The 16,279-nt window shown below is 37.6% G+C and carries 11 protein-coding genes; all 11 read left to right on the forward strand.

Going from position 1 to position 16,279, the window contains the following annotated elements; genetic code table 11:
* Positions 1-197: 197 nt before the first annotated feature.
* The 11 genes from IEV09_RS05640 to nadE all read left to right on the forward strand — a co-directional run bounded on the left by IEV09_RS05640 (position 198) and on the right by nadE (position 16,220).
* Positions 198-2,051, forward strand: a complete 1,854-nt coding sequence (locus IEV09_RS05640; protein WP_188367301.1) for a right-handed parallel beta-helix repeat-containing protein — start codon at positions 198-200, stop codon at positions 2,049-2,051.
* A gap of 442 nt (positions 2,052-2,493) precedes the next feature.
* Entirely contained in the window at positions 2,494-3,729 is a 1,236-nt protein-coding gene (locus IEV09_RS05645) for an ABC transporter substrate-binding protein (RefSeq protein WP_188367302.1), read from the forward strand.
* Positions 3,730-3,790: 61 nt separating this feature from the next.
* Positions 3,791-4,738, forward strand: a complete 948-nt coding sequence (locus IEV09_RS05650; RefSeq protein WP_188367303.1) for a carbohydrate ABC transporter permease — start codon at positions 3,791-3,793, stop codon at positions 4,736-4,738.
* A 1-nt stretch (position 4,739) separates the two neighbouring features.
* A complete protein-coding gene (locus tag IEV09_RS05655) occupies positions 4,740-5,561 on the forward strand; it encodes a carbohydrate ABC transporter permease (protein ID WP_188367304.1) in 822 nt (273 codons plus the stop codon).
* 33 nt (positions 5,562-5,594) lie between these two features.
* Positions 5,595-8,537, forward strand: a complete 2,943-nt coding sequence (locus IEV09_RS05660) for a glycoside hydrolase family 2 TIM barrel-domain containing protein (protein ID WP_188367305.1) — start codon at positions 5,595-5,597, stop codon at positions 8,535-8,537.
* A gap of 11 nt (positions 8,538-8,548) precedes the next feature.
* Positions 8,549-10,264 (forward strand): amylo-alpha-1,6-glucosidase, encoded by a 1,716-nt coding sequence (locus IEV09_RS05665; protein ID WP_188367306.1) that lies wholly within the window; start codon positions 8,549-8,551, stop codon positions 10,262-10,264.
* On the forward strand, positions 10,257-11,129 hold the full coding sequence (locus IEV09_RS05670) for a DMT family transporter (protein WP_188367307.1): 873 nt from the start codon (positions 10,257-10,259) through the stop codon (positions 11,127-11,129). Before IEV09_RS05665 ends, IEV09_RS05670 begins: the two co-directional genes overlap by 8 nt.
* 1 nt (position 11,130) lies before the next feature.
* Positions 11,131-12,129, forward strand: a complete 999-nt coding sequence (locus tag IEV09_RS05675) for a LacI family DNA-binding transcriptional regulator (protein ID WP_188367308.1) — start codon at positions 11,131-11,133, stop codon at positions 12,127-12,129.
* A 362-nt stretch (positions 12,130-12,491) separates the two neighbouring features.
* Positions 12,492-13,757 (forward strand): RidA family protein, encoded by a 1,266-nt coding sequence (locus IEV09_RS05680; RefSeq protein WP_188367309.1) that lies wholly within the window; start codon positions 12,492-12,494, stop codon positions 13,755-13,757.
* Between the two features lie 160 nt (positions 13,758-13,917).
* Positions 13,918-15,384, forward strand: coding sequence for a nicotinate phosphoribosyltransferase (locus IEV09_RS05685; RefSeq protein WP_188367310.1), 1,467 nt, complete (start codon positions 13,918-13,920; stop codon positions 15,382-15,384).
* Positions 15,385-15,395: 11 nt separating this feature from the next.
* Positions 15,396-16,220, forward strand: coding sequence for an NAD(+) synthase (nadE, locus tag IEV09_RS05690; RefSeq protein ID WP_188367311.1), 825 nt, complete (start codon positions 15,396-15,398; stop codon positions 16,218-16,220).
* The last annotated feature ends 59 nt before the right edge of the window (positions 16,221-16,279 follow it).

The raw sequence follows: 16,279 nt of genomic DNA on the forward strand, positions 1-16,279 counted from the left end.
ATAAGAGAATGCGTAATCTAAAATATTAGTTTTTGTTTTTAACACTGTCTACTTGACAGGGAGCACTTCACTTCGAGACTCCTTGTCTTTTTTTTTTATAACTATGTATTTAAGGAAAACGCTTGCAGTTGGTGGTCTTTCTATGCTAATGTGTGACTGATTTTAAAATTAAAGTAATGAACAGGAGTGAAATTCCATTGTTATATAATGAATATCATGTCTCACATATAGGAAATGATGCTTGGGAGGGGTCATTCGAACAGCCCTTTAGAACAATTTCTGCTGCAGCTCAAAAAGCTTTTGCTGGTGATACAATTACGGTTCACGAAGGAATATACAGAGAAAGAGTCAATCCGCCAAGAGGAGGCGAATCTGACACGAAGAGGATTATTTATCAAGCGGCACAAGGAGAGTTAGTTGAGATTAAAGGTTCAGAAATTGTTGATGATTGGGAAGTCGTCAATGATCATTCTTGGAAAAAAGTTTTGAGTCATGACTTTTTTGGTGATTTCAATCCGTTTGACGATCTTATTTATGGCGATTGGTTCAGTCCGTTAGAACAAGAACACCATTCGGGTATGGTCTATTTGAATGGCGAGTGGCTAATCGAAGCAGCGAATCTCGCAGAAGTTTTGGAGAACCCGGAGAAAACGATGATATGGTTTGCTCATGTCGATGAAAAGCATACGACGATTTGGGCAAATTTTGGCACAGCGAATCCGAATGAATCGTTGGTTGAAGTGAATGTCCGACAGTCGGTTTTTTATCCAGAACAAACGGGGATTAATTATGTTACCGTCCGTGGTTTTACAATGAGTCAAGCAGCAACTCCTTGGGCACCACCAACAGCAGAACAAATTGGATTGATTGGTACACATTGGAGTAAAGGTTGGATTATTGAAGATAATATTATTAGTCATTCTAAGTGTACGGGAATCACACTTGGAAAATATGGTGACGAGTGGGATAATATTGACCCCACAACTTTCGCTGGACGACCAGCTGGGGAATATAAAAAAGAGAGTACGTGGCCATCCGCGGATAGCTATAATTTAGCAATCGATCGAGCCTTAAAAAAAGGTTGGAATAAGGATACAATCGGTCATCATATCGTTCGCCGGAATCATATTTCACACTGTGAGATGGCTGGGATTGTGGGGAGTTTAGGTGCTTGTTATAGTATTATTACAGAGAATGTTTTACATGATATCCATGTTATTCGAACGTTTTCAGGAGCTGAGATGGCAGCTATTAAGTTCCATGCCGCAATTGATACCTTAATTAGTCATAATCATATTTATAATTCAGATGAGGGGATTTGGTTGGATTGGATGACGCAAGGAACGCGGGTAACAGGGAATCTAACGCATCATTTAAGAGCAGATGATCTATTTGTAGAGGTTAGTCACGGGCCATATGTCGTTGATAATAATTTATTTTTATCACCTAAATCAAATACGGTTGTTCGTAATTTATCTCAAGGAGGGACATATGCCCATAATATCTTCATGGGTGATCCAGAAATTTATCCTCAACTCGATCGTTCAACTCCTTACCATGAGGAGCATTCAACGAGCATAGCGGGGGTCGTCCATATTGAAGGCGGTGACGATCGTCTTTATAATAATTTATACATTAGTGAGGATCGTAGACGCTTAGGTCTGCACGCATATGATACATCTGTTTTTCCTGTTGTGATGGATGGTAATGTTTATTTAGAGGGGATTAGTCCATCAAATAAAGAAACGAACCCAATTTTATTAGAAAATTACGATTCACAAAAAGCAATCATTGTAGAAGAAGATGGTGTGTATTTAGAGCTCAATCTTGATGTAGCTTGGAAAGAGGAACGTACGCGGCAGTTGGTAACGAGCAAATTATTAGGTGAGACTTCTGTTTCGAAGTTACCGTTTAAAGATACAGATGGTACAGAACTTGTTTTAGATAAAGATTATTTTGGTAAGAAAAGAGATGTAACGAACCCGTATCCAGGCCCATTTGAAATCAATGAAACAGGCAAGCAACGGTTTAAGATTTGGCCGATAAATTAGCTGAATTTTAATAGCATATAGATTGATATCAAAGAAAGAGTCATTGTAACCGAAAGTGATGTATTTGCATTCAAGTAGAAATTTATAAAAACGTATATTTTTAGCGTAATCTCAGGACAGAGATTGCGCTTTTTATGTATTCCTATCGTAGATTTCCTAGTATTTATTATCTAGAGAAAGAGGACGGATTTTATCATAGCGTTTTTGAGATAAGTTTTTCAATCGATTATCTCTTGGTAAATATATTGAATAGTTAAGTTTATTTACTGAAATAATCATTTAAAACGAATTAATAAGTGCTATAAGTCGCTAGTGTATCTTTAACAACTGCAATGTTAGTGACAATAAAATAAATACGTTTAGTAAATAATCGATATAAAACGTTTACATTTACTAAACAATGAGGTATGATAAATAAAAATAAATCAAAAGGAGTTCTAACATGAAAAGAAAACAATTCGCTTTAATGTCTACAGTGTTACTAACAGGTTTATTTATTGCAGGTTGCTCAGGTGGAGGTTCAGCGAAAGACGATGGCAAAACCAATATTCGTTTTTCGACATGGGATAGTGAGAAAGATTTAGAGGATCAACAAAAATTAGTTGATCAATTTAATGAATCACAAGATGAAATTAAAGTAACCTTAGAAGCCTATGGTAGTGAGTATGACACAAAGATTTCTGCAGGTATTGGCGCAGGCGATGCACCAGATGTGATGTATATGTGGAATTTCCCGCACTATAAAGACGCGTTAGAACCCTTAGATACATTGATTGAAAAAGAAGGACCAGAGTACAAAGATAATTTTTATGAGACACTATGGAATTATAACTCAATGGACGAGCAAGTTTACGGTATTCCAATTGGTTTTACGACACATGCTGTTTTCTATAATAAAGACTTATTTGATCAATATAATGTCCCTTATCCAGAAAAAGGTTGGACTTGGGATGATTTAGAGGCAAAAGCAGAACAATTAACGAATAAAGAAAATGGCGATACTGGATTTGCCTTACCAGGTAAACCGGATCCTTATGACTTTGAGATGTTTGCGTGGGGAAATAATGGGAGCTTTACGAATGCTGATGGAAAGTTAGCCGGTTCAATTGATAGTAAAGAAACGGTTGAAGTGTTCGATGATTTCCAAGCAATGTTAAAAAATGAATCGGCAATTGCAACGGAAGGTAGTGGAACGACTGAAATGGAATCGGGCAAAGTTGGTATGTATGTCTATGGTTCTTGGGGCTTACAACCATTGAAAGATGCAGGTATTAATTATGGTCTAGCAGAAGTTCCAAGTCGTAATGGACATGAGGGTGTGAGTATTTTAAGTTCATCGGGCCTATCGATTTCAAAAGACTCAAAAAATAAAGAAGCAGCCTTTGAATTCGTTAAATATTGGACGAATGAAGCCGCTAATGAATACCGGATGGAATATGAGTTACCTGTTTTGAAATCTGTCGTTGAAAAACATCAATTGGAACAAGATGAATACAAAGGTGTCTTTTATGAAATGTTAGAAAAGAGTAGTGATTTTACGCCAAGTTCTTTCAAAGCTGAAAATTGGAGTGACATTTCTTCGGATCTTTCATTATCATTTGAGCGTGTGTTTAATCCAAGTACATTAGAAAAACCAGAAAAAGTTTTCAAAGAAGTAGCAGATAACTATCAAAAATAAATGACAATAAAAGTGGCGGGTGTTAGCCCGCTACTTTTTAAATTATAGGAGGTTGAATCATTTGGAAGCAGTTGGCGTTGAGGTATCGAAAAAGAAAAAACGAGAATTTAGGAAATGGGCACCATACTTGTTTATTACGCCGTGGATCATTGGTTTTGTAGGATTTACTTTAGGACCGCTATTGTTTTCTTTGTATATGAGTTTACATGATTGGCCTGTTACGAGAGAACCAATTTTTGTCGGATTGCAAAATTATATCAATATGTTTACGAAAGACCCGCAATTTTATAAATCAATTATTCTAACATTTAAATTTGCTGTTATTTTTGTCCCGTTGAATATGGTTATCGCTTTAATCTTAGCAATGCTTTTAACGCAACACGTGAAAGGGGTTCGCTTCTTCCGTACCATTTTTTATTTGCCATCTGTTATTTCAGGGGTAGCGATTTCCATTATCTGGGGATGGATCTTTAATACGAAATACGGCATCTTAAATTATTTATTGAAACTAATTGGTGTTGAAGGACCGCAGTGGCTAGTCAATCCTCGATGGGCAATTATTGCAGTTGTGATTGCGAGTGCCTGGGGTGTGGGTTCGATGATGTTAATTTTCTATACGAATATTAAAAGTATTCCAAAAGATTATTATGAAGCAGCGGTCATGGATGGTGCCTCGCCATTAAGACAGTTCTTTTCGATTACCATTCCTATTATTACACCAACGATTTTGTTTAACTTAATTACATCCACCATTACTGCATTACAACAACTAACACTCGTCATCTTGTTAACTGGTGGTGGACCGTTGAAATCAACCTACTTCTATGGACTATATGTCTTTGAAAATGCCTTTAAGCATCAAAGATTAGGTTATGCCAGTGCAAATGCTTGGATTATGTTCCTAATTATTTTATGTTTAACAGCAATTATCTTTAAATCTTCTGATGCATGGGTCTTTTATGAAGCAGAAGTGAAGAGTGCTAAGAAGACAAAGAAAGGTAGAAAATAATATGAAATTATCGAAAAATCATTCATTGTTAACGTATTTATGTCTCATGTTTTTCTCTGTTTATTTTATGGCTCCTTTTCTTTGGATGTTGATTACGGCGTTAAAGTCACCTTCAGAAGTGAATAGCTATCCACCGACATTTGTTCCTCGCGCTGCACAATGGAAAAACTTTGCCGATGCTTGGGCATCGCAACCTTTTGGGATTTATCTTAAAAATTCGGTGATTGTCACAGTGTTAACGACTTTTGGGCAAGTAATTTCTTGTTCATTTATTGCTTTTGGATTTGCCCGATACGATTTTAAATTTAAGAATTTTTTCTTTATGTTATTACTGGCATCGATGATGTTACCTTGGGATGTAACAATGATTCCTCAATATATGCTCTTTAATAAAATTGGTTGGATTAATACGCTGAAACCTTTAATCGTCCCAGCCTTTTTTGGATCACCTTATTACATCTTTTTACTGCGTCAATTTTTAATGAATATTCCAACAGATATTGAAAACGCGGCTCGAATTGATGGCGCGAATGACTTTCAAATTTACTACCGTATTTTCTTTCCAATTATGAAAGCCCCGTTGTTCTTGATTGGTATTTTAAATATGTTAACGGTTTGGAATGACTACTTAGGTCCATTAATTTTCTTGCAAGATCGTAGTAAATATACATTAGCATTAGGTTTAGCTTCATTTAAAGGCGTCAATGACTTAAACATTATTCCGATTATGTGTATTACGATTTTAATGATTGTTCCGCCAGTGGTTGCCTTCTTCTTTGCACAAAAATATATTATTGAAGGTGTCAGTGGTGCTGTTAAATAATAATAATAAAAATAAAGGTAGGTTATATAAAAAATGAGACAAATGAAAAAGTGGGAAAACCAAAATCAGTTAGGAGAAAACAAGTTAACTCCAACAACAACGTTTAATCGTTTTTCTACGGTAGAAAAAGCTTTTGCAAACAAGAATGATGCGAAAATCGGTTTCGTAGATTTAAATGGCGATTGGCATTTTGAGTTGTATCCTTACCCAGAACTTGTATCGGATAATTTCTCAGAATTAGCGCAACAACTAAAAGAAAAAGCAACAATCCCAGTGCCTTCAACATGGCAAACGCAAGGTTATGATGCGATGCATTATACCGATGTTTTATATCCATTCCCGATTAATCCACCGTTTGTACCGACAGAAAATCCAACCGGTGTGTATTACCGTCAATTTTCTTTTGATACGACTTCGGCAAATGATGTTCATTTATTGTTTGAAGGGGTTAGCTCTTATTATGAATGTTATTTAAATGGTCAATTTGTAGGTTCAAATAAAGGTAGTCGTATGGAGTCAACTTTTTCGATTCGTCCGTTATTACAAGAAGAAAACGAACTAATTGTGAAGGTTGTTAAATGGTCGGATGGCACGTATTTAGAAGATCAGGATATGTGGTGGTTATCAGGTATTTTTAGAGATGTTAGTTTGTTTGAAGTACCAAAACTGGACGTAGTGGATGTCTTAATCAAAACAACTGCTGCTGATGAAACGTACGAAGATTTTATTTTGTCAGTGGATTTAAAGGACAGTCAAGTTGCAGTTCAAGCAACGCTTTATGATGGTACGGAACCTGTCTTAACTTTAAACGATTTTGAAGATGGTATCAGCTTAACAACCGTTGAAAAACCGAAGAAATGGAATGCAGAAGAGCCAAACTTGTATACGCTGATTTTAGAAGTTGCGGGTAGTCATTTTATTTCTTTTAAAGTAGGTTTCCGAACGGTGGAAATTACGGATAATCAACTAAAAGTCAATGGACAAGTCATCTTTATTAACGGTGTGAACCGCCATGATTTTATGCCAACAGGTGGGATGACAACGACACTTGAAGTCATGGAAGACGACATTCGTCTAATGAAGCAACACAATATGAATGCGGTCAGAACAGCGCATTATCCAAGCAAAAAAGAATTTTATGATTTGTGTGATCAATACGGTTTGTATGTCATTGATGAAGCAGATTTAGAGTGTCATGGATTTGAAAACACTGGTGATTATACATGGATTAGTGATAATAGTAAATGGAAACAAGCTTATGTCGATCGTGGTGTTCGTATGGTTCAACGAGATTATAATCATCCATCAATTATTATGTGGTCGCTTGGTAACGAATCAGCTGCTGGACAAAACTTTGCTGAAATGTACCATGCAATGAAAACACTCGATGATCGCCCAATTCACTATGAAGGCGATCGTCAAGCGGCTTATAGCGATGTTTACTCCACGATGTATTCACGTCTAGAAAATCTGATTAAAATCGGACGTGACACAGAAGGTCAAAAACCACATATTCACTGTGAATATGGGCATGCAATGGGGAACGGACCCGGTGGTTTACAAGAATATCAAGACGTTATGCGTAAATATGATCGCTTGCAAGGTGGTTTTATCTGGGAATGGTACGACCATGGTATTAAGCAAGAACGCAACGGAAAAGTAACTTATTTCTATGGTGGCGATTTTGGGGATACACCAAACAATAGTAACTTCTGTATTGATGGTTTACTCATGCCAAACCGTGTACCTTCACCAGCTATGGCAGAGTATAAACAAGTCATTGCTCCTGTTAAGGTTTATTTAGAGGATCAAACACTGACGATTAAAAACTTGTATGATTTTGCTGACTTAGCAGGCACGAAATTAACGCTTGATTTTATGGCGGGACGTGAAGTGATTGCTACGAAAGAAATCAGCTTACCTTCGATTGCTTCTTTTGAAACCTTTGCTTTAGACATTGAACAACCAACCTATCAAGGGACAGAAGATTTGTATTTAAATCTTACGTTTAAACGTGAGCTTCCAGAAATTGGCGAAAACTTGATCTCGAACAATCAGTTCTTACTAAAAGAAGCGACGGTTGCTCCAGCGCAAGTAGGCGATAAAAAAGCGCTAAGCCTGGTTGATGAAGCGCATCAAGTTAAAATCACAACAGGTAATCAAGTCTTTATCTTTAGTAAAATTACGGGTAAATTGCTTTCAGTCACAGACAAAACGGGAACCTTAATTCAATCGGGTCTGAGTTTTACCTTATGGCGTGCGCCAATTGATAACGATATGTACAAAACGCAAGCGTGGAAAGAAACCTATTTCTTACATCAAGTAACCGAGCAATTAGAAGGATTTGAAGTGGTTGAAGAAGCGACACAAATTGTCGTGACAGTGAAACGCTATGCAAGTTCGGTTAACCAAAACTGGGGCTATCATATTGAGCAACGTTATACGTTTGATCAAAGCGGAACGGTACAAACGGATATTTCATCCAAAACATTCTTACGTGGTTCAAATGTACCCGAAATGTTACCACGTGTTGGTTTCGACTTAACATTGGATCGCTCATTGAATCAAGTTAGCTGGTACGGCAATGGACCAGGTGAGAGTTACCGTGATAGTCTAGCCGCTGTTCAAATGGGGGTTTTTGATAAAACGGTCGCAGAGATGCATACAGATTATATTTTCCCACAAGAAAATGGCGCTCGTACGAATGTTTTGTGGAGTGAAATTCGAGGGGAAGGAAATCGTAAAGTTCGTTTTGATTTCGCTCAACCAGTAACATTTACGGTACATGACTATAATCGTGAGCAGTTAGAAAAAGCGTTACATACAGATGAGTTGGTGCGAGACAATGATACATTTATTACAATTGATGCGTTCCATTCAGGTTTAGGAAGCAATAGTTGTGGACAGGAACAGTATGCGTATGACAAAGCACGCTTTGAAGATTTTGAATTATCATTTAAAATGACATTTGAATAGGAGATAGAACGATGAAATTAGATATCCAAGAAATTCCTTTTTCGAGAAGAGGCTCATTTTTTGCCATATCTTACTTAAATCATTCAAATAGTGTCTGGATCAGAGAGGTGCGTGGTGGCGATGAGTCACCAAGCACCCTCTTTGAGCTAGTGATTGATGGGATGACGGATGTGAAGTCCGAATCCTTTTTAAGTAAGTACGATTTTGAAGTAAGCGAAACGTCCCTTAAAGTAACAGAAAAAGAAACGACGAATCAATTAGAAATGATTTTCCCTCGAGCGGATCAATTACGTATCAAAAATCAAGGGTTAAATGTCGAATTAAAAGCAGATAAAGTTCGTTACGATACGTTTAATCAAATGGGGACGCAACAGTTTGAATACATTTCTTATAAGAAAGAAACCAAATATCAGCTCGATTTTTCAACAGCTGATTTTATCGTGGATGCACCGTGGTATCGAGTGGGGAACACCCACATCGCCTTAACACTGGGACAACAGCAAGAATTATTATTTACAAACTATCAAGTCACACCTCCAAAAACGTCCGCATTTTCAGTTTCTTTTGATGAAGAACGGGCGGCAGTCGGTAAAGAATTTTCGGATTGGCGCCAATCCTTTGGCCATTCAACAGCCTTTCAAACAGGTTTTGATTTAGCAACGTATATTATCTGGTCAAGCATTGTACGTGAAGAAGGCCTACTAACGGGTGAGTCGATTTTCATGTCAAAAAACTGGATGCAAAATATTTGGAGCTGGGATAATTGCTTTAATGCTTTAGGTGTTAGTAAGGTCGATCCCACATTAGCTTACAATCAATATTTAGTCTTTATTGAGCATCAACATGCATCAGGTGTTTATGCTGACTTTATTAATGATAAATTCAAATCGTATAATTGTGTGAAACCACCGATTCATGCATGGGCTTATCAATTGCTCATTCAACAATCAACCTATTTTTCAGAACCGACTCGTCTATTGACAATCTATGAGAGTATAGCGAAAACAACCAATTTTTGGTTAGAAAGTCGTCGAGTAGATGAAACGTCGTTACCATACTATACGCACGGGAATGATTCCGGCTGGGATAACGCAAGTATTTTCCATACGGGATTACCAGTGATTGCTCCTGATTTAACGGCTTATTTGATTCAACAATTAACGATTTTAGGTGATTGGGCGAAGAAGTTAGATTTATATGAAGCAGCAGAAAAATGGGAACAACAAGCCGACCATTTGACAACGCAACTGATTACAGAGTTATACGATGAAGAAAAAGGACAATTTGTAGCGAAGAGTCAATTAACAGGTGAAGTGATTCCACAATTTGATAGTTTAATTTTGCAATTACCGATTGTCATTGCGGATCGTTTACCTTTAGCCATAAAAAAACAAATCATTGAAAATCTGAAGTCACGCTTTGAAAGTCCATTTGGTCTAAGAACGGAATCTGCAAATAGCCCACTATATCAAGTCGATGGTTATTGGTTAGGACCAATTTGGGCACCAGAAACATATATTTTCTTTGATGCTCTCTTACGTGCGGATGAGGGTGTGTTTGCGCAACGAATTGCTGAAAAGTATTGCCGTTTAGGCGAGCAAGGTGGCATGGCAGAAAACTACAATCCTGAAACAGGAGCGGGCAATGACGACCTTTCCTTTACTTGGACGTCAAGTGTCTTCTTGTTGTTAAGAGACTTTGTGATTGGACGCGATACGAATGAATAAATATTTAGGGAAAATCGGATTAGTCATTGTGGCGGTTATTTGGGGAAGCGGATTTGTCGCAAGTGCACTAGCGCTAGAGCATTATTCACCTTATCAAATTTTAGCCTTACGTTTTACCTTAGCGTTTGTTGTTTGGCTACTGATTAATATTAGAAAACTAAAGAAATTTTCATTTACAACGATGTGGCGTGGGTCATTGTTGGGTGTTTTCTTATTTTTGGCCTTTGCTTTTCAGACAGTCGGACTTCAATATACCACGCCGTCGAAAAATGCTTTTTTAACAGCGGTGAATGTCGTGATTGTGCCATTTTTAGGTTATCTGATTTTTAAGAAAAAACTACCTGTAAAAAATATTATTGGTTCATTTATTACTTTGATAGGGATTGCTATGTTATCATTAACACAAGCGGTCGGTAGTGTTAATTTTGGGGATGTACTGACATTAATATGTGCTGTTTTTTTCGCTTTACAAATTTTTTCAACCGATTATTTTGTAAAAGAAGAAGAGACCTGGGCCTTGATGTTACTACAGATGGGTGTGGCGGCAGTACTGTCATGGCTGACCTTGTTTATAACAAAAGGTGACGTGCCGACACTGCAAGTGACAACAATGATGCCAGTCTTATATTTAGGCTTAGTGAGCACGCTTTTGGCTTACTTTATTCAAACGATTTCACAAAAGAAAACAACGAGTTCAGAAGCAGCAATTATTTTATCGACCGAAGCGTTTTTTGGTATGATTAGTTCAGTGATTATTTTGAATGAACACATTTCGATTAACATGCTTTTTGGAGCAATTTTAATTTTTGTTGGTATTTTGGTAGTTGAATTAGAAATAAAGGGCTGGTCCACGCAAAGGAGTTAACATGAAAAATAAAAAAAATCCGACAATCAAAGACATTGCCGCAATCGCAGAAGTTTCCCCTGCAACAGTCTCGCGTGTACTCAATTATGATGCGACCTTAAATGTCTCAAATGAAACAAAAAAAAGAATTTTTGAAGCAGCAGAAGACTTAGATTATGCGTTACCGAGTACTAAGAAACGTAAAACAAAACAAAGGATACTAGGTTTTTTTAGTACGTATTCAGTAGAGGAAGAGTTAGAAGACGTCTACTATTTAGCAATGCGTGTTGCAGTTGAAAAATTAGCGATGTTTCATGATTTTCAGATTGAGCCAATTGATAGAAACAGTAAAAAAGAGCGATTGAATCAAGTGGAAGGCCTGCTTTGTGTGGGAACATTTTCGCCCGAAGATGTCGACTGGTTAAAGAAATTGAATAAACCAGTCGTATTATTGGATTCCTCTGATGAAGATGATTCGTTCAGCTCAGTGTTAATTGATACGAGTTCGGGAACCAAAAGTGCGATTGATTGCTTGATTCAAAATGGGCATCAAAAAATTGGGTTTATCGGTGGGGTTGATATTCCAGGTAAGAAAGACCCGCGCCAAGTGATTTTCGAGAATGAATTAGAAAAAATGAACGCATTAAACGTGAATTGGTTGAAATTAGGCGGATATACTCCGAATGATGGGTATCAATTGTTTAAAGAGTTGATGTCAGAAGACGAACGACCAACAGCTATCTTTATTGCTAATGATTCGATGGCAGTCGGCTGTTACAAGGCAGCCCATGAGATGGGATTAGCGATACCAGAAGATGTGAGTTTAATTGGTTTTAATGATTTAGCTTCGGCAGAATTTTTGATTCCTGCTTTAACGACAATCAAATTACAAATTGATTACTTAATTGAGATTGGTTTGGAAATATTAACTCGGACAATCCAAAAGCCTCTGCCATTTCCAATCAAGGTGATTATCCCACCGAAATTGATTGAAAGAGAAAGTATTAAAAGAATCAATTAGACGAATGTAACGATCGATGTGAAAAAGTCCGTTTGCCTTGAGCTAAATGGACTGCTTCACATCGGTCGTTCTTTGTTCGTTTTGAACAAATGACGGACAAGCAATTCATCGAAACTTCTAAACTTTTTTCAAGGGGTATCTTATCGATTTCAATCCTGTTATGCTAGGACAGTAGCAAATCTGAAAGGGTTTACTATGATCGTTTTTATAGATGAAGGGTTGAAGTCTAACTTTTAAAAAGTTCGCAAAAGATGGTAACGCTATTTTTTCCTGAGTTAAAAATAGTCGACTCCGGTCAATGCACCTGAAGCAATCTGTAATTAAAAAAGTCGTAAGGACAAACATCAAAGGAGAATCTTTAAATGAGCGAATTTAACGCAGTAGCAGGAAGAAATACCGATTTAGCACCTAAAAATGAGATTTCATCTCAAACAGTAGCATTCTCACATTACAATAACTTATCAGCACAACTACCAGTTGATACAAATGGTCAACTAGTTGAAGGTGATATCAAAGCTCAAGCAACTCAAATTTTCAAAAACATTGAAGCAATTGTTAAGAGTCTTGACCATGTAATGAGCGATGTTGTTCGTTTAAGTATCTTTGTTAAAGACATTCAAGATGTTGATGCAATCGATGAAGTTTTCACAACATTCTTCCCAACATATATGCCAGCACGCACAGTTGTAGCAGTTGATGCTTTGCCAGTAGAAGGCGCATTACTACAAATTGACGCGTTAATCACACATGGCGAAGGAACAATTCCAAACGCGCCTCAAGCGGGTGATTTAATTAAATTAACGAATACAACAACGAATGCACCAGTTGATGCATTAGCTTCTCAAACAGTGGCATTCTCACACTACAACAACTTATCAGCACAATTACCAATCGATCCTAAAACAGGTCGTTTAGTGATTGGTGGCGTGAAAGAACAAACGAGACAAGCATTACAAAACATTAAAGAAATTTTACTAAGCATCGACGTACCATTAGATGATATTGTTAAAACAACAATCTTCGTTAAAGACTTAGCAGACATGGAAGTTGTCAATGAAGTTTATACGACATTCTTCCCAGATTCTGCAATTGCGCGCGCAGTGGCTTACATGCCAGCTCGTACGGTTGTTGAAGTAGCAGACTTACAAATGGGTGCACTTGTTCAAATCGAAGCAGTTGTCTCTCATGGTGACGGTACGCCGCCACAAGCAATCGAAGATCGTCACGGAATCGTGATTTGGGCTGAAAATACAGATGCAGCACCAGTTGATGCTTTATCAACACAAACGGTTGCATTCTCACACTACAATCACTTATCAGCACAATTACCAATTGATGCAAAAACAGGTGAATTAGTTGCAACAGATATTAAAGCACAAACAACGCAAAGCTTATCACACATTCAATCAATCGTTGAAAGTATCGATCACGTTTTAGCAGATGTTGTAAAAGTAAACATCTACGTTACAAACATGGCTGATATGGCGATTGTTGATGAAGTTTACGCAACATTCTTCCCAGGTGGCGTACCAGCTCGTCGCGTTGTGGGCGTTTCAAACTTACCAAAAGGCGCGTTAATTCAAATTGATGCAGTTGTTGGTAACGCAGAAGGCACACCAATTAAATAATTGATTTTAAAAACAGCTATTTTTTGACTCCTTAGAGCCAAAAATAGCTGTTTTTTTTTTGGTAAATTGGTGCTCTTTGTTTCTTTTTTAGATAAATCAAACGCTCATTCATTTTTTTTGATATAATAGAGAAGTAAATTGAGAAGAGGAGTTATTGAACATGGATAAATTATATACGGATGATAGCCTAACGCTACATACCGATTTATACCAAATTAATATGATGTATACGTATTGGGCACTTGGTCGAGCGGATACGCATTCCGTCTTTGAATGTTATTTTAGAGACATGCCGTTTAAAAATGGTTATGCGATTTTTGCAGGTCTAGAACGTCTAGTTAATTACTTAGAAAAATTACGCTTTACAGAAAATGATCTGTCGTATTTACGTGATTTGGGTGAATATCCAGAAGAATTCTTAACGTATCTGGCGGACTTTAAATTTAGTTGTACGATTCGCTCAGCACGTGAGGGAGATTTAGTTTTTAGTAACGAACCAATTATTCAAGTTGAAGGCCCTTTAGCCCAAGCCCAATTAATCGAAACGGCTTTATTAAATATCGTCAATTTTCAAACACTGATTGCGACAAAAGCGGCGCGAATTAAATCAGTGATTGGACAAGACCCACTCCTTGAGTTTGGCTCACGTCGAGCACAAGAAATGGATGCGGCACTTTGGGGGACACGTGCGGCCTTTATTGGTGGCGCGAATGCAACGAGCAATGTCCGTGCAGGAAAAATCTTTGGTATCCCGACAAGTGGTACTCATGCGCATTCGCTCGTACAATCTTATGGTAATGATTATGATGCCTTCATGGCTTATGCTAAGACACATAAAGATTGTGTGTTCTTAGTTGATACGTACGATACATTGAAACTTGGTGTGCCAAATGCGATACGTGTTGCCAAAGAATTAGGTGATAAAATCAACTTTTTAGGCGTGCGAATTGATAGTGGAGATATGGCTTATATTTCCAAAAAAGTTCGTGAACAGTTAGATGAGGCAGGATTCCCAGAGGCAAAAGTCTATGCTTCAAATGATTTAGATGAAAATACGATTTTAAGTTTGAAAATGCAAAAAGCGAAAATTGACGTGTGGGGTGTCGGAACGAAACTGATTACCGCTTATGATCAACCCGCACTCGGTGGCGTCTATAAACTTGTTTCCATTGAAGATGAAAATGGTGAAATGATTGATACGATGAAGCTTTCGGGTAATGCCGAAAAAGTTTCAACACCAGGTAAGAAACAAGTATGGCGAATCACGCGTAAAAAAGATGGTAAATCAGAAGGTGATTATGTGACTTTATGGGATGAAGACCCACGTGAAGCAGAAAGTATTTACATGTTCCATCCCGTCCATACCTATATTAATAAAACAGTCACTGAATTCAACGCGCGACCGCTCTTACAAGATATTTTTGTTGATGGTAAGCTAGTCTATCAGTTGCCTTCTCTAGGTGAAATTAAAGCCTATTGTCATGAGTGTTTAGACGCGCTATGGGAAGAATACAAACGCGACTTGAACCCACAACCATACCCCGTTGATTTATCGACGGAGTGTTGGAATCATAAAATGAAAACATTAGAGACTGTGCGTAAACGTGTAAAAGAAATGCATGGATAGGAGAGATTCTTATGAGTTTACAAACTGAAATTATCAAAAAATTAGGTGTACAACCGACAATTGATCCAGAAAATGCGATTCGCGAAAGCATCGAATTTATGAAAGATTATTTAAAAGCTCATCCATTTATTAAAACCTTTGTCTTAGGTATTAGTGGTGGGCAAGATTCGACATTGGTTGGACGTCTAGCACAGCTAGCGATGGAAGAAATGCGTCAAGAAACCAATGACTCTGACTACTATTTTATTGCTGTCCGTTTACCGTACGGCAAGCAAAACGATGAAGAAGATGCCAAGCGCGCAATGGCTTTCATTAATGCAGATAGTCAAATTGTGGTCGATATTAAACCCGCAGTTGATGCCCAAGTAGCGGAACTAACCGCGATTGGTATTGACGTGACGGATTATAATAAAGGCAATATCAAAGCTCGTCAACGCATGGTTACTCAATATGCAATTGCAGGTGCTTATCAAGGAGCGGTCTTAGGAACGGATCACGCAGCAGAAAATCTGACTGGATTTTTCACAAAGTTTGGTGATGGCGCAGCTGACCTTATTCCAATCGCTACACTAAATAAACGTCAAGGTCGAGAAGTCTTAAAAGCGCTTGAAGCGCCAGCCAGCTTGTACTTAAAAGTACCCGTAGCTGATTTAGAAGAAAACCGCCCAATGATTGCTGATGAAACGGTTTTAGGGGTTTCTTATTCAGACATTGATGACTATTTAGAAGGAAAAACCGTATCAAAAGAAGCCCAAGAAACAATTGAAAATTGGTGGAAAAAAGGCGAGCATAAACGCCACTTGCCAATTACAATGAAAGATGATTTTTGGAAATAAAATAAATTCAAAGAGGTTGTAACGAGGGTTACGACCTCTTTTTATGAATCTTGGAGGAG

The sequence above is a fragment of the Enterococcus alcedinis genome, from assembly GCF_014635985.1.
GTDB lineage: Bacteria > Bacillota > Bacilli > Lactobacillales > Enterococcaceae > Enterococcus_I > Enterococcus_I alcedinis.